Here is an 18,087-nt window from a genome sequence, read left to right as displayed (position 1 = left end):
TGATTGCACTGCAACATTGACAGGATATTGTACCGGCGGTTCAGCCTTGAGGGACGCCCTCTCCATTAATAATCCGTTTACGAATGGCGGAGGAGAGCTGCTCAAAACCGATAACAGCGACCAAAATGAGTAGGATGATGGCAGCGGCCTGATCGTAGCGGAACAGGCGCATGGAGGTAGACAACTCCACACCAATACCACCGGCGCCGACAAGCCCTAACGTAACGGCAGAGCGAATCGCCTTTTCTACGCTAAACAGCGATGTGGCCGTCATCGAGGCAAAGCTCTCTGGAATGATGGCGCCGAAGATGACCGAGAGTCGCCCTGCACCCGTCGCCGTCAGCGCCTCGCTGGGTCCTTTACCCACTTCCTCAAATCGTTCTGAGTAAAAACGAGCGGCAAAGCCAATCGTATCCATAATGATCGCTAGAATACCGGCCAGTGGGCCTAGGCCAACCGTTACCACGAATATCAGCGCCCAAATGAGATCAGGGATAGTACGGGCAACGGAGATCACAAATCTCGCTAACGTGCGCACAATGGCGTTGGGCGCCGTATTGCGCGCTGCCAAAAGCGCTAGTGGTACAGATAACAGACACCCAAAGGTGACACCGACCACCGCGATATTGAGCGTTTCGAGCATTGCCCAGGCCACCGATTCATGACGCGAGAAATCGGGAGGAAATGCCTGTCCCAGAAAGCGCACGATGTTGCTGGCACCGCGGACGAGACGATCTAAAGTTACATCGGCCGCGATCAGTCCCTGGATAAAAAACGCTGCAAAGCTAATCGCGATGACCCAAGTAACAACGGAGGGCCGACGAAAGCGCGGCGGCATAGCGGGGTTTGTCGTGTTATGCGGTTTCATAAAGGGCATTAATGGCAGATAGTTCAATAGTTTCAGCGGGAGCATCAAGTGCAGTCGCACCGGCCTTGATGCCAACGATGCGATCAGCAAACTCTCGCGCAAGCTCGACTTGGTGCAGTGTGCAAAGCATGGATAGCTGTCGCTCTCTGACGATTTCCCATAAAAGCTCTAGCACTTGGCGCCCGGCGCGCGGGTCTAGGCTGGCAACGGGTTCGTCCGCAATAACGATGGTGGGCGATTGCATTAGCATTCGCGCGATGGCCACACGCTGTTGCTGCCCGCCCGAGAGTTCAGCAGGCCGATGCATGGCCCGGTCAGACATGCCAACACGCTCAAGGCAGGCCATGGCGCGCTCTCGGTCTTCCGCACTGGCCAAGGGGCTCATGCAACCGATCAGCCCAAACGGCCTTTGGCCTAGTAGACCCAAAAGCACATTCTGAAAAGCACTTAATTGGGGGACGAGATTGAACTGCTGAAAGACGTATCCCATTTGCCGACGAATGGCACGAAGACCGCTGCCTCGCGCGCCGGTGACTGGCTTACCGAAAACCTCAACAGAGCCTTGTTGAGGGCGTTCGAGTCCATTAAGGACACGCATTAAAGAGGATTTGCCGCAGCCGTTGGCCCCGAGCAGCACTACCCCTTCAGAAGCATTGACCGTTAAAGAGACACCCTTCAGAACCTGAAGGGTGCCATAGCTTAAGTGAATTGACTCCGCCTTAAGCGGTTGAACGTTGCTCATCCTTCGTCTAAGGAAATTCCTGCAACCTCATAGGCTTCACGAACAACGTCATAAATAGCAGGGTCAGTTTCAAAAGACAGGTACGCATCCCGTTCGATGAACTTGTCTGCATTACGCTCGGTGGAGGTGAGGGAGTCCCACACTTCGTCAACGTTGGCAGACAGAGTTTCGCGAAGGGCATCACGACACTCTTGAGGCAGCGAAGCACGCATCACCACAGGGTCGCCAGGCAACGTATCAGTTTGCGCTAACAGGCGATACTCGGTGTCTGGGTCCTGCTTGCGGATGGCGTCCCAATCCTTATTACCGCCACCCATGGCTTCTACGTCACCGTTGATCAGAACCTGAATACGTGCATCACCTGCCATCACAATGTCCATGCTATCGGTGTCAAGCCCGGCTTCGGCAAGCAGCATCATGGGGAAGATATGACCGGAGGTAGAACCCACATCTTTCAGGGCAACCCGACGATCACCCAGATCAGCTAAGGACTGAATGTCGCTATCCGCACGCACCACAAAGCTGGAGCCGTAGTGAGGGCGAACCAGCGAGAAAAGGACATCCATCTCTGCCAGCTGCTGGAATAAGACAAACTCAGAGGGACCGGCAAAAACCATGTCAACCTCGTCGAACTGTAATGCGGTACCGGCAGCCGTCCGGTTGGACAGCGAGTAGAGCTCTAGCGGAACGCCGGTTAGCGTTTCGAAAGACTCGGCAAACGGGGCGAAGGCCTCCGTTAAATCACCCATGCCTTCAATGCCGGTATCAGCCATTTTCAATGGGGATGGGCAAACATCGGCAGGTGATGCCAATGCCGTACCGCTAACCCCGAGGGCCATTACCGTTGAAAGAGCAACTGTATTAAATTTGTTAAGCGCCATGATTCTTTGTCCTCGACTATTTTTGAGTACCAGAAACATGAAAGCTAACAAGCCTGTATGACAACGCGATGACGAATTGATGAATTACTTAATCGGCCCGCGATTCAAAAGCAAACGCCTTTCAATGGCGCGTTCTCGCCAAAAAATGCTCATACCTGAGCAAATGATAATCGCAATTCCCACCAGAGCGATGGGGTTGGGGAGGTCGCCAAAAATCCAGTATCCCAATGCGGCGGCTGCAACAATCTCTAGATACTGAATGGGCGCTATGATGCCGGCAGGCGCCATTGAGAGCGCAAAGCTCATGAACACATGCGCAATGGTGGCGGCTACGCCGACCCCGAGCAGCAGCCAATAAACTTCAGTATTTGGCCAACTTAGCGTGAGGGCTTCGATGCCGAACCAATGCCCAAGCCCGAGTAATGGCAGCATCAGCAAGCTTGCCGCAATGGCGGTGTAAGCCTGTAAGGTAACCGGGTGCATGCGTATTGCCATTGCGCGCGTTAAAAGCATGTAAAAAGCAAACATTACCGCGGTGCCGAGCGGCAGGAAGGCAGCGGGACCTAAAACCGCGAAATTCGGCTGAATAACCAGCATGGCGCCACCCAAGCCGACTAAGCATAGGGCAAGGCGTTGCCAGCCCACGGGTTCATGCAAAAATATTGCGCCCAGCAAAATCAGAATAAATGGCTCGACAAAGAAAATGGCAACGGCGTCTGCTAATGGCATGATTGCTAAGGCGGCAACAAAAAACCCAGTGGCCGTTAAAATAAGCGCCGCCCGGGCAAATTGCAGCAGAATTTCCTGACGCATAGGGCGGTGCAGCCAGCCATTAATGGTACTGAGCGGCAGCAATAAAAACCCTTGCACAATAAAGCGGGCCGCAACAATTTGCGCAACGACAACATGGGCTGCGCTAAGCTTTGAAAAGGTATCAATTAAAGGGGCGGTAATCGTGAAGCCGACCATCATTAAAATGCCGAGCGATATGCGATCTGGGCGCATGATGACCTCCCCCTGTTAGACTATGGATTGTATCCGTTCTTGAGCCTTTGCGGGGTTTTTTGGATTGAGTAAACAAACAGGCTGGCGTGCCCATCCCTTGGCTCCGCAGTGGTGGCCCACCTGGTTGGGCTTTGGCATCTTACGCGCGTTGGTTTTTGTGCTGCCGATGCAATGGCTTTGCACGTTTGGGGCGGGTCTTGGGCGTTTGGCAGGAAGGCTGTTGCCCTCTCGCTTAGCGATTGTCAGGGTCAATCTTCGGCTGTGCTTTCCTGAATTAAGCGAGCAAGAGCGCGAGACGTTGGCGCGATCGCATTTTGCTTCTGTAGGCCGTGGCGCAATGGAAGCTGCTGAGGCCTGGTGGGGTCGCGACACGGAGCTGGCTCGCCATACTCGATTAGAAGGCTTAGCAAATGTAGAGGCGGCGCGCGCTAAGGGTAAGGGCGTTATTTTGTTGCTGGCACATTTCACCACGCTTGAGATGTGCGGGTGGATTTTGTCGCGACACATCCCTGATCTCGATGTGGTTTACAAGCCAACACACAACACGGTTGTTGAGCGGTTGATGTCCAAAATTCGGCGTGCGAATTTGGGTGGGCTCATTGCCAGCAGTGATTTTCGGGGCATTGTTCGCGCGCTGCGTGCGCAGCGTATTCTTTGGTATGTGCCCGATCAGGATTTTGGACGTCGTCGCACCGTATTCGCTCCATTTATGGGTGTGCCGGCGGCCACTTTGAATATGACCTCACGCCTAGCGGAGCGCACCGGTGCTGTGGTTCTTCCGGTGCAATCATTACGGTTACCAAATGGTGATTGGGTAGTGCGGATTGAACAAGCCCTGTCAGACTTCCCATCGGGTGATGATGTTGCCGATGCCACCGCGGTGAATGCAGTGATCGAACGCCATGTCAGAGCGGCACCGGAGCAATATTTCTGGGTGCATCGGCGCTTTAAAACACGCCCTGACCCCGCGGAGCCGTCGCCCTATCAGGCGTTGTAGTACTCCGCCAGGTACTTCTCTCCCTCATCACAGAACAGCGTAACAATTGTTTTTAATGCGGGATTATTCTCACGAATTCGCCGTGCAGCCACCAAATGGGCACCTGAGCTGGGGCCTACCAGTAGCCCGTGTTCATTGGCTAGCCGGCGCATTTCTTCAATGGCGGTGTCACTGGCGACGCTGATTAACCCATCCACCTCATTACGATGGTTACGAATGATTTCGGGGATAAAGCCATCAGCAATGCCTTCAATTTGATGATGACCTACTTCTGCGCAGGCGATAGTGCATGATTCGGCAGGTTCAAGGCCAATGACCTGACAATCCGGGTTTCGCGCTCGCAACGCCTGGCCAAGCCCAATTAAAGTGCCCCCGGTACCAATTCCGCAAACCAGCGCATCTGGGCGGGCTTCTGCGGGAAGCTGCCTGAGTAGCTCATCACCCAGCCAGCGCCGATTTTCTTCAACATTCCATTCATTGGCGAATTGGCGCGGGCAGAAATATCCTGGCTTGCGGCCATATTCCTCAGCGATTGCTAATGCCTCGTTAACGTGAAAATCGCCAGTCAGAATAACCTCGGCACCATGCGCTCTAGAGATTGCAACCCGGGCAGAACTCATGCCGTTGGGCATGACGACCTGCATTTTGTAACCCTTTACTGCAGCTACCATGGCCAGCGCGTTGCCGGTATTGCCGCTCGATGCCTCGATGATCGTATCGCCTGGTCTGAGCAGCCCTTCACGCTCAGCGCGAGCAATAATGTAATGCGCAATACGCGCTTTGATAGATCCCGATGGGTTGAGAAATTCGCATTTGCAATAAATCCCATCCACCTCTACCAAGGGCGTGTTGCCAATCGCATCAAGAATATTATGGGTAACCGCACTGCGTGATTGCGGGATGACCTCTGCCGCTAATGTTGCCATCTGCTCCCCTTCCGTCAGATACGTACGATTGCAGGATTATGCCGAGCTGACTGGGGAGTCAACGCCTGATTGACGCCGTGGTCGTTTTGATGACAGCAGATGCCGCAATCAGGCTAAATCGAGCGTTGGTTGACCCTTGCAGACACCTCAGCGGCGGTTTCAATACGCTCGGAGTAGCGGTTGACGAGATCATCGCGAATGTCGCGAGTTAAAAGCGTGAATTTCATGAGCTCTTCCATGACATCCACAATACGCTGGTAATACGGCGAAGGTTTCATGCGACCAGCCTCATCAAACTCAAGGTAGGCTTTGGGCACGGAGGACTGATTAGGAATAGTAATTAGCCGCATCCAGCGGCCTAGAATGCGCAGTTGGTTCACCGCATTAAAACTCTGTGAGCCGCCGCAAACCTGCATAACCGCCAGAGTTTTTCCCTGCGTGGGTCTGACACCCCCCATATTGAGCGGTATCCAGTCGATTTGGGCTTTCATGATGCCCGTCATGGCGCCATGACGCTCGGGGGAGGACCAAACAAACCCATCGCACCAAGTTGCTGAGTCGCGCAGCTCAGCCACCTTTGGATGTGTTTCATCAGCAGCATCGGGCAGCGGCAGTCCGGTGGGATCATACAGGCGCGTTGTCGCCCCGAGATACCGCAGAATGCGGGCAGCTTCTTCTGCCGCCAGCCGACTGTAAGATCGCTCACGCAGCGAGCCATAAAGCAGCAGTATCTTCGCCGGCTCAGCGGCTGGCATTGGCGATAATTGTGTTGTATCAAGAAGTGGCAGCGTATCGTTCATCGGAATAGCATAAAACATAACGAACGATAAATCTTTTGGCTGCATTCAGCCCGTCCTGTCACAATTACAACTATGGTACGTTGGGTTTTTTTAATCATTTGCCTTTGGCCGTGGATTGTATTGGCAGGGACGCCTTTGGACAGCCAGGTTGCTTACTTGGAAGATCCAAGCGCGGAAATGCCGATTGAAGCGGTTCGACAGGCAGATCAAGCAGGCGCCTTTACACCGTATGCTGAAGACGGTTCGATTAACTTTGGCTTGACTGACTCCGCGTACTGGCTGCGTTTTACCTTAGAGGGTGCTGACCCCGCCCCCACCACTTATCTAATCGAAGTAGCCTTCTATGCATTAACCGATGTGGCTTTGTATTACCCAGATGGACAGGTGGTGAAAACGGGTAAGCATCAGCCGGCCGGTGAGCGCCCTTGGCCCCATCGACACTTAGTTTTTCCGGTGAATTTAACCCAAGGCACACCCGAGGTTTTCTATTTACGCGTTGCCTCTGATGGATCTCTGACCGTACCGCTTCGGCTGTGGACAACTGAGGCCTTTGCAAGCCATACGCAGCATAGCTACCTTTGGATTGCGGCTTACTATGGCGCCGCGTTGGCTTTGCTGTTTTATAACTTCTTATTATTCGTTTCTCTAAAAGATCGTAAGTATCTGCTTTATTGTGGATTTTTGTTTTTTACCGGCTCAGCGATGTTCTTAATGAACGGCTTTGCCGCTTACGCGCTTGCACCACTGGGCTGGCCAGAAACGATAGGAACCAACACCTTTTACTCGTTGGCGGCGGTTTTTGCGGTTTGGTTTTTAAGGGATTTTTTAGATACCCCGCGTGAAATGCCACGCATTGATTGGCTGTTGTTGGCATTAACCGTCACCTTTGGGCTTATTGCCGTTTTCCCGCTCTTTGATGTGCCCGTGCGGATTGGCGTTGGGATGCTGAGCGGTCTTGGCGTGATAACCGGCCCCATTTTAATTGGTGTGAGTGTTTTGAGTTACTGGCGTGGGCATCTAGGGGCACGCTTTTTGCTGCTGGCATGGACCGTATTGTTAGCGGCGGTTTCTATTCAAGCGGCACGCAATTTCGATTTGATTCCCACCAATGCGCTAACGTCCAACTTGCTACAAGTGGGTTCTTTACTGGATATGCTACTGCTATCTTTTGCGCTAGCCGATCGAATTAATGCAGAGCGACGGGCGCGAGAATTGGCGCAGGATCGTGCTTTACTTGCGCAGACTGAATTGGTTGAGGTGTTACGCGGCTCTGAGCAGCGGCTAGAAGAAACGGTAAAAGAGCGAACCGCAGAGATTGAATCCGCACTAACGCGTGAGCGAGCCATATTCGATCGCTACGTGGAATTTGGTGCGTTAATCGCCCACGAGTTTCGTAATCCGTTGGCGATTATCGTGAATCAAGCCCAGCTGGGCCAGATGAGTCAGAGGCGCGATAAAGATCCGACTCAGCGCCTTAAGATGATCGAGCGGGCGGCAGTTCGGCTGCAGCATCTCTTTGAGCAGTGGCTGCAAAGCGACCGGCTTCAGGATGGACAGGCAAATCTTGCGCTTCAGTCAATTGACTTATCGGTATGGCTGCCCGAAATGCTTGCGCCAGAGCAGATGCATATCAAGCAACCCATTGAGTGTTGGGCAGACGAGCTGACAGTAACCGCCGATAAAGTATTGCTGGGGACGGCCTTGTACAACTTAATCGATAATGCCGCTAAATATTCTCCGGAATCTGCAGTTATTCAGGTTCGCACGGTGCGCGATCATGACAGAGTGGGTATTGAGGTGACGGATACGGGCCCCGGTATTCCTGAAGCCGAACAGATGAAGATTTTTGATAAGCATTATCGCGCTTCAGAAAACACCAGTAGCCGTGGCTTGGGCATCGGTTTGTACTTTACTCGTCAAATTATGCAAGCACACGGTGGTGAGGTAACGGTAGCTAGTCACCCAGGCAGCGGCAGCGCGTTCACCTTGTGGCTACCGATGCCAAATGAGACTACTCAACCCACTCCAGATCGCTTGTAAAGGCATAGCCAACTGAACGAGCTGTTGAGATAGGGGGGTCGCAGTTTAGCGAATCAGTAATTTTACTGCGAAGGCGTCGCACTAAAATTTCCAGCCGCCGCTGATCATAGACTTTAGGATCTTCACCCAGGCGGAGAATGATATCGTGCCGGTTAACCGCTATCCCTGGAGTCATTGCCAGTGCTTCCATGAAACGCCGCTCCGAGGCGGTGAGTTTAATCGAATCACCGTGGGGTGCGGTCAATGTCCATGTGAGCGAATCAAGCTGCCAGGCTTTAACATAAGCCAGACGTTCTGTTAGGTTTTTAACGCTCATGCCGAGCTCAACCAGATTGACGGGTTTAACAAAATAACTGTCTGCGCCAGCGAGCCGACCGGCAATTCGCTCGTTGTCTGAGCCTGCTGCGGTCACCATAATGATGCCACGCTCCTTAAGCTCGGGGCGGCGACGCAGCCAGCTAAGCCCGCCCTCTCCTGGCAAGGTTAAATCGACCACAAGCACGCGTGCGTCTTGATGCGTCAGCCAAGCGTCTGCCTCTTCTACAGAACCGACACCGATTGCATCATGCCCCATGGATTGCATGAATTCGACCATCGTGTCGCGAAGGTCTTTTTCATCTTCTAGGATTAAGACATCCTGCATTCAAACCAATCCTTGAGTTAGCCGCACCTTAGTATAGGGTGCGTAGTTATGAGTCACAATGTACCCGCCAGATTTGCCCGTTATATTGGCATCGATTACTCGGGTGCTAAAACGGCTGATGCTAGCTTGCCGGGTCTGCGAATCTATCAGGCGGAAGGCGATACGCCTCCGCGGGAGGTGCTGCCGCCGCCAAGTGCCCGACGTAAGTATTGGTCACGTCGTGGCGTATTTAATTGGCTTAGCAAGCAGTTAGCTGTAGGGCCACCCACCATTATAGGCATCGATCATGGCTTTTCGTTCCCGTTGGCCTATTTTGAGCGCTATGCACTAGCACCGAATTGGCCGGATTTTTTGGCAGATTTTCAGGCGCATTGGCCGACCGATCAGGATGAGATTACCGTAGAGAAGATTCGTCGTAGCGCATCAGACGGGCTAGCCAATCGCAGTGGCAGTGCCCGATGGCGCCGGCTATGTGAGCAGCGCACCAAGGCAAAGTCGGTCTTTCATTTTGATGTGCCAGGGTCGGTAGCAAAATCGACACATGCCGGATTGCCTTGGCTACGGCGGCTACGTGAACAGTTTCCTTCGTCGCTACATTTTTGGCCGTTTGATGGCTGGCTGCCGCCGGCAGGTCATTCGGTTATAACCGAGATTTATCCTTCACTATGGAGCCATGCACTGCCGCGTGCAGATCGCACGCCCGATCAACAAGATGCCTATGCAGTTGCAACCTGGCTTCAGGTAACCGATCAGCAGGGCCTTTTGCCCGAGTATTTTCAGCCTTTGCTCAGTCCGTCCGAGGCAGAAATGGCCGGCATCGAAGGATGGATTTTGGGCGTTAAGTAAGGATTTGGTGGGCCCAGTAGGACTTGAACCTACGACCTACCGATTATGAGTCGGCTGCTCTAACCAGCTGAGCTATGGGCCCGTTGATCTTCTCTTTACTGCTCGTCAAGAAAACTTCTTAGGCTATCTGAACGAGTGGGGTGACGGAGTTTGCGTAGTGCTTTGGCTTCAATTTGGCGGATACGCTCACGCGTTACGTCAAACTGCTTGCCGACCTCTTCGAGGGTGTGGTCGGTATTCATGTCAATACCAAAGCGCATGCGAAGTACCTTCGCCTCACGCGGGGTGAGGCCGGAGAGTATCTCGCGAACCGACTCACGCAGGCCCTCACGGGTGGCCGAGTCTACGGGTGACATCACTGAGGTATCTTCGATGAAATCACCCAGATGAGAGTCTTCGTCATCACCAATGGGTGTTTCCATGGAAATCGGCTCTTTGGCAATTTTTAATACCTTGCGAACCTTGTCTTCTGGCATTTCCATGCGCTCGGCCAACTCTTCCGGATGCGGCTCACGCCCCATTTCTTGGAGCATTTGGCGAGAAATTCGATTGAGCTTATTAATCGTCTCAATCATATGCACTGGGATACGAATGGTTCGCGCCTGATCCGCAATTGAGCGGGTGATGGCCTGCCGAATCCACCAAGTCGCATAGGTAGAGAACTTATAGCCACGACGATATTCAAATTTATCGACTGCTTTCATTAAGCCAATATTGCCTTCCTGAATTAAATCAAGGAATTGCAGGCCGCGATTGGTGTACTTCTTGGCAATCGAGATAACCAAACGCAGGTTGGCCTCGACCATTTCCTTTTTGGCGCGACGGGCTTTCGCCTCACCAATCGACATTCGGCGATTGATTTCACGAATTTCAGCGGGTGGCAGCCCTGTTAGCTCATGAATGCGGACGAGCTCAGCCTGTTCTGCCGCAATTAGCTCGCGCTGCTCGGCAATTGCACTGCTGTATGGCTTTTTCGTTTTAATAACCGAGTCAACCCAGTTTGGATTGGTCTCATTACCCGTAAAGCTTTCTAAAAAGGCCTTGCGTGGCATGCCGGCTTGTTTGGTGGCAACGCGCATAACCTCGCGCTCTGCGGTGCGAACACGCTCAACGGCTTTACGCAGGTTATTTGCCATGCCCTCAATCACTTTGGGCACAAGCTTCATCGATAAAAATAGCCCGGTCATTTCTTCTCGGATGGCGGGCAGTTTTTTGCTGGCATGGCCTTCCGAGTCGAGCACTTCGATCATTTCGTTATGCAGGATTTCGATGCGCTCGAGTACTTGCGCGGCGCGCTCGGGGTCTACCGTTGTATCTGGTGCGGGCGCTTCTTCGTCTTCTGCGCGGGCCTCTTCGGCTTCCCGCGCCGCCTCAGCAGCTTCTGCCTGATGAGTCGCTACGATGTCGGGCACGTTTTCAACGAGTTCGGTGACGTCTCGAAACCCGGCTACAACATCGGCTAAGCGCATCTCACCATTTTGAATGGCATGGTGGAGCAGCATCAGGGTGCGTGAAGATTCTGGATAGCCTGATAGGGCGCGCAAAACCTGGTCAAGCCCGTCTTCGATGCGCTTGGCCAGATCAATTTCGCCCTCGCGGGTGAGCAATTCAACGGTGCCCATCTCGCGCATGTACATACGCACGGGATCGGTAGTACGACCGAATTCGGCATCCACAGCGGCAAGCGCAGCAGCGGCCTCTTCTGCCTCATCCTCGTCAGTCGATACGGCGCCATCGCTAAGCAGCAGCGTATCGGCATCGGGCGCGGTTTCATGCACCGTGATGCCCATGTCATTAATCATGCCAATGATATCTTCGATTTGCTCAGGCTCTACAATGTCATCGGGCAGATGATCGTTGACCTCGGCATAAGTCAGGTAGCCCTGTTCTTTGCCGCGGGCGATGAGTTCACGAATTTGGGATTGCTGGTCGTGGCTTGCCATAAACTACCGGTGCTGATGTTGATTGGGCGGATCGCTATTTATGCGGAACCGAGTATTCTAGCATCTTATTTCTTCAGTGCCATCCATTCTGACCATTCCTCGGGAGTAAGTTCTCCTGATTGTAGCCGTTCATTAAGCTGTGTAAGCCGTTGTTGTGCCGTTTGATTGGCGATTCGTCGCATAATATCGGCAAACTCCTCTGTGCGGCCTGCTTCAGGCACCAAATGATCCCACGTTGCCAGTTTCCATAAAGCCGTTTCATGCTCAGAGTCGCGAAACCGTTCCAACAGGGCACTGGTAGTGATATGGGGGTCAGTGCGGCTTAATTCAAGTAGCTGTTTGAGTAACGCTAAGCCAGGAATGGACTGCGTGTCATGTAACGGGCCTAGATCCTCGACTTGGGTTGCGAGTGATGGCGATTGCAGTAACAACGCAATGGCTAGCCTAACGGGTGTGCGACGCACCGGTTGATCGGCGGTGGTTCCCGCCGTATCAAGCTGGCCGTCCGGCGGTGATTTGATGCGTTGTTGTTGATCGACGACCTGTTCCAGATAATCCCGCTCGATGCGGGCAAGCCCGGCCAGTCGATCAAAAAGCATATGGCGGTAGACATCAGGTGGCAGCCGTCGCAACAAGGGCGTTGCCTTCTCGATCAGTCGTGCGCGCCCATCCATCGTTTGTAGATCCACCTCGTCGCTAACGCTAGCAATCAAAAAGTCCGACAACGGCGTGGCCTTTTGCAGGCGCGCGGTAAACGATGCCTGTCCTTCTTGGCGAATAAGGCTGTCCGGGTCTTCGCCTTCGGGCAGGAATAAAAATCGAATTTGTCGGCCTTGTCGCATAGCCGGCAGTGCATTTTCCATCGCGCGAGCAGCCGCTCGCCGCCCTGCTTTATCGCCATCAAAGCAGAAAATCACATCGCCGGTAATTTGAAAAAGCCGCTCAACTTGTCGCGTTGAAGTGGCAGTGCCTAGGGTAGCCACGGCTCGCGGTACGCCATGTTGTGCGAGTGCCACCACATCCATGTAGCCTTCCACCACCAAAATATCGGGCGGGCGGCGGTCAGCTTGCAGTACTTCATACAGGCCATAGAGCTCTTGGCCTTTTTGAAAAACGGGAGATTCAGGGCTATTGAGGTATTTAGGCTCACTTTGATCGAGTACCCGGCCACCAAAGGCGATGGTGCGCCCACGTCGATCACGGATTGGAAAGATGATGCGGTCGCGAAAGCGGTCATACACCCGGTCGGCTTCTTTTTCTACAATCAGCCCAGCACGGTTCAATGCCGTGCGATCCGTTAGCTTGTCGAGCAGGTTACGCCAGCCCGGAGGCGCAAAACCGATGCCATATTGTTTTGCAATTTCGCCGCTTAAGCCGCGTTGTTGTAAATACTTCACGGCACGTTCCGCTTGAGGATGATCGCGCAGCCACTGGCGATAAGCATCCGCCGCGCGCTGGAGCGTGCTGTATAGGCTTTCTTGTTCTGGCGGTGGGGCACTGTCGCGAGCCGATTCGGGAATTTCCATACCTGCTATTGCGGCTAATTGCGCTACCGCTTCGCGAAAGTCTAGCCGGTCATATTCCATCAAAAACCGTATGGCGGTGCCGTGTGCGCCGCAGCCAAAGCAGTGGTAGAACTGTTTTTCAGTGCTGACGGTAAAAGAGGGGGTTTTTTCGCCATGAAAGGGGCAAAGCCCAGAGTGATTGCTGCCAGAGCGGCGTAATTGCACACGTTCGCCGACCACCTCGGCAATATCGATGCGCGAGAGCAGCTCGTCAATAAAATGATCAGGAATGCGGCCAGCCATTGCTACAGTTTACGCCGGGTAGCAGGCCGGTGTCTCAGTTGAGTTGCGCCTTTACCCGTGCGCTGACCTGGCTCATGTCGGCACGCCCTTGCACCTGGGGTTTGAGGATGCCCATGACCTTGCCCATGTCTTTTACCGACTGAGCCCCCGTGGTGGTAATGGCCTCTTGAACGAGCGTATCGATTTCCTTATCGCTGAGCGGTTGGGGCAGAAATTCGGCAATGATTGCCATTTCTGCCCGCTCAACTACTGCCAGATCTTCGCGATTGGCTTGTGAATACTGGGATTCTGACTCTCTGCGCTGTTTAACCATTTTATCGAGAATGGCTAAAACATCGGCATCGGTCAGTTCTCGACGATCGTCAACTTCTTTTTGCTTAATCGCGGCAGTGATCAATCGCAACGTGCCAAGCCGGGTTTTTTCACCGGCTCGCATGGCTGCTTTGACGGACTCATTAATTGCCGCCTTCAGATCACTCATAGAGTATGACGTTTAGTACAGGCGCTGAGTGCGCTGGCTTTCTCGCTGCACACGCTTGGCCGAACGCTTGACCGCAGCGGCTTGCTTGCGCTTGCGCTCCTGCGTGGGCTTTTCATAAAACTCACGCCGGCGAACCTCTGAAAGAACGCCTGCTTTTTCACATGAGCGTTTAAAGCGGCGCAGGGCAACTTCGAATGGCTCATTTTCCCGAATCTTCACACTCGGCATAAACTTTTCACCTTACCGTTTTGGCAAAATCGACGTAGACTAAATCGTCTTTCCCTTAATCAGCCGAGCAGTTTAAACACCACCTTAACTAAATGCAAAAAAACTGATGATTATCCTTGGGCTTGAAACCACCTGTGATGAGACGGGCATAGCGCTGCATGATGCGGCCGCGGGGCTATTGGCGCATCGGTTGTTTAGTCAGGTAAAGCTGCATGCCGAGTATGGCGGTGTTGTTCCTGAACTGGCGTCGCGTGATCATATTCGGCGAATCCTACCGTTGGTTGAGCAAACGTTAGCCGAAGCGGAATTGCAACCTTGCGATATTGATGGCGTTGCCTATGCCCGAGGGCCTGGCTTGGCCGGCGCCTTATTGGCGGGCGCTGCGGTGGCTAAAGGGCTGGCGTGGGCATTAGACCGACCGGTGCTTGGGGTTCATCACATGGAAGCCCATTTGTTGGCACCCATGCTCGAAGCAGACCCACCCGCATTTCCATTTTTAGCGCTTCTGGTGTCAGGCGGGCACACATTGCTTGTTGAGGTGGCCGGCGTTGGGCGCTATCACGTTTTAGGTGAGTCACTCGATGATGCGGCTGGTGAGGCATTTGATAAAACGGCAAAGTTGCTGGGGTTGCCCTATCCGGGTGGCCCGGCGCTCGAGAAGTTAGCGGCCGTCGGTGAGCCGGGCCGCTGGGTATTTCCCCGCCCTATGGTTGATCGCCCCGGGTTGGATTTTAGTTTTAGTGGTTTGAAAACAGCGGTGGTTAACGCGGTGCATAACACCACGTTAGATGAGGCAGCGCGGGCGGCCATTGCGCGGGCTTTTCAAGATGCGGTGGTGGATACTTTTGCGATTAAGGTCAAACGGGCATTAGTGCAAACGGGTTTGAAACGCTTAGTGGTTGCTGGCGGCGTGGGCGCCAATACGGTGCTGCGAGAACGGCTGCAGGCGGTGGCGGGAGCCGCCGGGGGGCGTGCTTACTATCCACGGCTTGCATTTTGCACAGATAACGGCGCAATGATTGCGTATGCCGGTCAGCAAAGGTTGTCGATGGGCGAGCAGGATGTTGGAGAGGTAGAGGTTCGGCCTCGCTGGCCGTTGGGGGAATTAGCGGCTCCTTTGGCCAATGCGGGGCTCGGTCCCGTCTAAAAGACGCCGAATGTTGTCTTGATGCCGATACAGAGTTAAGGCGGCCATCGGTATCATGGCAAGGGTAATGACGAGGGGCGCTGGGCTGAGTAGCAAGTAAATGGGCGCAAGCACCGCCGCGGCTAATGCGGCCAGTGAAGAGCGCCGGCCTACCGCCGCCACTAGCAGCCAAGTGAATAAGGCCGCAAGCCCTGCGGGCCAAGACCAAGCCAGCAAAACACCAAACCCGGTTGCCACCCCTTTGCCGCCCCTAAAACCGTGAAAAACCGGGTAAAGATGACCGATAAATGCCGCCAGACCCGTCAGCGCGATGATGCTTGGGATCATATTAAACGCATGGGCGAGCCAAATAGCGAGCATGCCTTTGCCGCCGTCGCCAATTAACGTCAAAACAGCCGCTTTTTTCCCGCCGAGACGCAACACATTGGTTGCCCCTGGGTTGCCGCTACCTGCATCACGCGGGTCACCTAAGCCAAGTGCGCGCGCTACGAGCACGCCGGCAGACAGCGATCCCAACAAATATCCGGCAGCGACTATAATTATCTCGATCATGCCGGCATTGGATACGCTCGGCGGAATTCGGTCAAGCTGCCTCTTGTGTTGTGCACGCGGAAATGGAATCCTCGCGCAGCCATGGATACGCTTTTTGTGCAAGAACTTGAACTGCGGGCTGTGATCGGCGTGCATGACTGGGAGCGAACCTTCGCTCAGCGGCTGCGCGTGGACTTGGTGTTGGGCGTTACCACAGAGATGGCGGCCAAAACGGATGATCTAGCGCATGCCGTAGACTACGCGGCGCTGGCTGAGCGATTGCAAGCATTAGCAGCGCAGTCAGCCTGTGAGCTGATTGAGACACTAGCAGCGCGCTTAGCAGATGAGGTACTTGAGCAGCCTGGTGTGCACTGGGTTCGGCTGACCTTACACAAACCGGGTGCATTACCGGCCGCTAAAAGTGTGGGCATAACCATTGAGCGCCCCATAGAACACTCCGCAGGGGAGGTCGCCTCATGACGCGTACCTATCTAAGCATCGGCAGTAACATCGAACCAGAAAAAAACGTGCGAGCAGCCGTGAAAGCACTGCAAGCACAGTATGGCGACATAGTTATATCGCCGGTCTACCAAACGCCGGCCGTCGGTTTTGCGGGCGACGATTTTTATAACTTAGTGATTGGCCTTGATACCGCTGACTCGGTAGAGGCATTAGCCACTGCGTGCCGGGCTATCGAAACAGCACAGGGGCGGCAGCGCGAAGCGCAACGCTTTAGCGCGCGTACGCTCGATATTGATATTTTGTTGTTTGGCGATTTAGTGAGAGCGTCAGCGCCGAGTTTGCCGCGCGATGAAATTCTCAAATATGCCTTTGTGCTTAAGCCACTGGCAGATGTGGCGCCGGATGCGCGGCATCCGATTGATGGGCGACGTTTTGCTGACCTTTGGGCCGCATTCTCTGACGAGCCAGAAGATCTTGAGCCAGTGCATTTGGATTTTGCTTCGGCCTGATGGCGCATCGGCCCACTCCTTCGTTACCTGAGCCCGATAAAATTGCGGTTGAGCACAGTCATCAGCTCAATGAGCGCATTAAAGCAGCGATTGCGATGGCGGGCGGAGCGCTCGATTTCTCCGATTTTATGAGCCTTGCCTTGTATAGCCCGGGTCTTGGTTATTACAGCGCGGGCCAAGCCCGTTTTGGTCGGGGTGGCGATTTCATTACCGCACCATTAGTCAGTAGCTTTTTTGCCAAAGCAATCGCAGGCCAAATTGGGATGGTGCTGGAGTCTTTAGGCGATGGCGATGTATTGGAATTTGGCGCCGGCAATGGGCAAATGGCCTATGACCTTTTATGTGAGCTTGATCGATTGGGGTGCTGTCCAAAGCATTACTATGTGGTCGATGTGAGCGCGGATCTTAGAGCCAAGCAGGCAGAAACACTTGCTGAATTACCAGCGCATTTGCGCGATCGGGTGGCATGGCTTGATCGCCCGCCAAAGGGTGGGTTTCGGGGGGTGGTAATTGCTAATGAGGTACTCGATGCCTTACCGGTCAGGCGATTTCAGCGCGATATTAGCGACGTTAGTGCTTTAGTGGTGGGCGAAGAGGCCGGCAAGTTATGTTGGCGTAAAAAGCCTGCTGATCAGGCATTGGTTAACGCGGTAGCGGAGATTGAGAGGGACATTGGTGAGCCGTTAGCGGAGGGTTATCAATCAGAATGGTGCCCATCGTTAGCGCCGTGGGTCACAGAGCTGGGCCGTCTGCTTGATGAGGGGCTGATTTTATTAATTGATTATGGCTATCCGCGACGGGAGTTTTATCATCCGCAACGCCGGATGGGCACTTTGGTTTGTCATTACCGGCATCAGGCGCATGATGACCCATTTTTTTGGCCCGGTTTGCAGGACATTACCGCGTTTGTTGATTTTACAGCAGTCGCCCGAGCCGGCGTTGAATCAGGGTTAGAATTGGCAGGCTTTGCAACGCAAGGTAATTTTTTGGCGGGTGCTGGGATCGGCCAGATTTTAGAGCGCGAAGCAGCAGGCGACCCCAATCGAGCAGCAGAGCTTGCACAACAAGTAAAGCCATTATTATTTCCCGATGAAATGGGCGAGCGATTTAAAGTGATGGGGCTTTCCCGTGCACTGCCGTTTGCGCTGCCGGGCTTTTCTTTTGTTGATCATTGCGACCGACTTTAGTACTACTATTAAAAGGGTACTAAAATAGTGGCAATTGGGGGCG

Annotated in this window: 19 protein-coding genes and 1 tRNA gene; 7 read left to right on the top strand and 13 right to left on the bottom strand. The window is 53.7% G+C overall.

All coding sequences use genetic code 11. The features are described from left to right. Nucleotides 1-40: 40 nt before the first annotated feature. From phnE to GH984_RS06185, 4 genes are all read right to left on the bottom strand, one after another. Entirely contained in the window at nucleotides 41-895 is an 855-nt protein-coding gene (phnE, locus tag GH984_RS06200) for a phosphonate ABC transporter, permease protein PhnE (RefSeq protein ID WP_253939149.1), read from the bottom strand. After that, entirely contained in the window at nucleotides 855-1,610 is a 756-nt protein-coding gene (locus tag GH984_RS06195) for a phosphonate ABC transporter ATP-binding protein (RefSeq protein ID WP_153719348.1), read from the bottom strand. Before GH984_RS06195 ends, phnE begins: the two co-directional genes overlap by 41 nt. Then, nucleotides 1,607-2,491: a phosphate/phosphite/phosphonate ABC transporter substrate-binding protein gene (locus tag GH984_RS06190; protein ID WP_153719347.1), complete on the bottom strand. Its 885-nt coding sequence runs from the start codon at nucleotides 2,489-2,491 to the stop codon at nucleotides 1,607-1,609. Before GH984_RS06190 ends, GH984_RS06195 begins: the two co-directional genes overlap by 4 nt. 84 nt (nucleotides 2,492-2,575) lie before the next feature. Continuing rightward, nucleotides 2,576-3,496: a DMT family transporter gene (locus tag GH984_RS06185; RefSeq protein WP_153719346.1), complete on the bottom strand. Its 921-nt coding sequence runs from the start codon at nucleotides 3,494-3,496 to the stop codon at nucleotides 2,576-2,578. A 64-nt stretch (nucleotides 3,497-3,560) separates the two neighbouring features. On the opposite strand from GH984_RS06185, the gene GH984_RS06180 reads away from it, so the two are divergent. Beyond that, nucleotides 3,561-4,493, top strand: coding sequence for an LpxL/LpxP family acyltransferase (locus GH984_RS06180; RefSeq protein ID WP_253939148.1), 933 nt, complete (start codon nucleotides 3,561-3,563; stop codon nucleotides 4,491-4,493). On the opposite strand, the gene GH984_RS06175 is transcribed toward GH984_RS06180, so the two are convergent. Together GH984_RS06175 and arsH are read right to left on the bottom strand one after the other, a co-directional pair. Then, the gene (locus tag GH984_RS06175; RefSeq protein WP_153719345.1) at nucleotides 4,481-5,419 is read right to left on the bottom strand and encodes a PLP-dependent cysteine synthase family protein; all 939 of its coding nucleotides are present in this window, start codon (nucleotides 5,417-5,419) and stop codon (nucleotides 4,481-4,483) included. The genes GH984_RS06180 and GH984_RS06175 overlap by 13 nt on opposite strands. A 113-nt stretch (nucleotides 5,420-5,532) precedes the next feature. Further along, a complete protein-coding gene (arsH, locus tag GH984_RS06170; protein ID WP_439959283.1) occupies nucleotides 5,533-6,264 on the bottom strand; it encodes an arsenical resistance protein ArsH in 732 nt (243 codons plus the stop codon). Nucleotides 6,265-6,291: 27 nt separating this feature from the next. Here arsH and GH984_RS06165 point away from each other — a divergent pair, with 27 nt between their 5' ends. After that, a complete protein-coding gene (locus GH984_RS06165; RefSeq protein ID WP_153719344.1) occupies nucleotides 6,292-8,259 on the top strand; it encodes a sensor histidine kinase in 1,968 nt (655 codons plus the stop codon). Here GH984_RS06165 and GH984_RS06160 read toward each other — a convergent pair. Continuing rightward, complete coding sequence (locus GH984_RS06160; protein ID WP_153719343.1) at nucleotides 8,231-8,902, bottom strand: response regulator transcription factor; 672 nt, start codon at nucleotides 8,900-8,902, stop codon at nucleotides 8,231-8,233. The genes GH984_RS06165 and GH984_RS06160 overlap by 29 nt on opposite strands. A gap of 48 nt (nucleotides 8,903-8,950) precedes the next feature. Between GH984_RS06160 and GH984_RS06155 the strand changes: the two genes are divergently transcribed. Beyond that, nucleotides 8,951-9,748 (top strand): hypothetical protein, encoded by a 798-nt coding sequence (locus GH984_RS06155; RefSeq protein WP_153719342.1) that lies wholly within the window; start codon nucleotides 8,951-8,953, stop codon nucleotides 9,746-9,748. A 5-nt stretch (nucleotides 9,749-9,753) separates the two neighbouring features. Here the strand turns inward: GH984_RS06155 and GH984_RS06150 are convergent. The 5 genes from GH984_RS06150 to rpsU all read right to left on the bottom strand — a co-directional run bounded on the left by GH984_RS06150 (nucleotide 9,754) and on the right by rpsU (nucleotide 14,208). Then, nucleotides 9,754-9,830: transfer RNA gene (locus GH984_RS06150), tRNA-Ile, on the bottom strand. Between the two features lie 13 nt (nucleotides 9,831-9,843). Continuing rightward, complete coding sequence (gene rpoD, locus GH984_RS06145) at nucleotides 9,844-11,691, bottom strand: RNA polymerase sigma factor RpoD (RefSeq protein ID WP_153719341.1); 1,848 nt, start codon at nucleotides 11,689-11,691, stop codon at nucleotides 9,844-9,846. Nucleotides 11,692-11,756: 65 nt separating this feature from the next. Beyond that, nucleotides 11,757-13,499 (bottom strand): DNA primase, encoded by a 1,743-nt coding sequence (gene dnaG / locus GH984_RS06140; protein WP_153719340.1) that lies wholly within the window; start codon nucleotides 13,497-13,499, stop codon nucleotides 11,757-11,759. Between the two features lie 34 nt (nucleotides 13,500-13,533). Continuing rightward, nucleotides 13,534-13,980, bottom strand: a complete 447-nt coding sequence (locus GH984_RS06135; protein WP_153719339.1) for a GatB/YqeY domain-containing protein — start codon at nucleotides 13,978-13,980, stop codon at nucleotides 13,534-13,536. A 12-nt stretch (nucleotides 13,981-13,992) separates the two neighbouring features. Beyond that, nucleotides 13,993-14,208 (bottom strand): 30S ribosomal protein S21, encoded by a 216-nt coding sequence (rpsU, locus tag GH984_RS06130; protein WP_153719338.1) that lies wholly within the window; start codon nucleotides 14,206-14,208, stop codon nucleotides 13,993-13,995. Nucleotides 14,209-14,314: 106 nt separating this feature from the next. Between rpsU and tsaD the strand changes: the two genes are divergently transcribed. Next, entirely contained in the window at nucleotides 14,315-15,355 is a 1,041-nt protein-coding gene (gene tsaD, locus GH984_RS06125) for a tRNA (adenosine(37)-N6)-threonylcarbamoyltransferase complex transferase subunit TsaD (protein WP_153719337.1), read from the top strand. Here tsaD and plsY read toward each other — a convergent pair. After that, nucleotides 15,314-15,907, bottom strand: a complete 594-nt coding sequence (gene plsY / locus GH984_RS06120) for a glycerol-3-phosphate 1-O-acyltransferase PlsY (protein ID WP_153719336.1) — start codon at nucleotides 15,905-15,907, stop codon at nucleotides 15,314-15,316. The two genes, tsaD and plsY, sit on opposite strands and share 42 nt — an antisense overlap. Before the next feature lie 81 nt (nucleotides 15,908-15,988). On the opposite strand from plsY, the gene folB reads away from it, so the two are divergent. Genes folB through GH984_RS06105 form a run of 3 tightly spaced genes read left to right on the top strand, consistent with a single transcriptional unit; the run spans nucleotide 15,989 to nucleotide 18,044 of the window. Next, nucleotides 15,989-16,366, top strand: a complete 378-nt coding sequence (gene folB, locus GH984_RS06115) for a dihydroneopterin aldolase (protein WP_153719335.1) — start codon at nucleotides 15,989-15,991, stop codon at nucleotides 16,364-16,366. Next, on the top strand, nucleotides 16,363-16,857 hold the full coding sequence (gene folK / locus GH984_RS06110) for a 2-amino-4-hydroxy-6-hydroxymethyldihydropteridine diphosphokinase (RefSeq protein ID WP_153719334.1): 495 nt from the start codon (nucleotides 16,363-16,365) through the stop codon (nucleotides 16,855-16,857). The genes folB and folK overlap by 4 nt, the downstream gene beginning before the upstream one ends. Further along, on the top strand, nucleotides 16,857-18,044 hold the full coding sequence (locus GH984_RS06105) for a class I SAM-dependent methyltransferase (RefSeq protein WP_153719333.1): 1,188 nt from the start codon (nucleotides 16,857-16,859) through the stop codon (nucleotides 18,042-18,044). Before folK ends, GH984_RS06105 begins: the two co-directional genes overlap by 1 nt. Nucleotides 18,045-18,087 lie beyond the last annotated feature (43 nt).

The organism is Spiribacter salilacus, assembly GCF_009649225.1.
In the GTDB taxonomy this organism is placed as follows: Bacteria; Pseudomonadota; Gammaproteobacteria; order Nitrococcales; family Nitrococcaceae; genus Spiribacter; species Spiribacter salilacus.
This window is presented reverse-complemented; position numbering and strand designations above follow the sequence as displayed.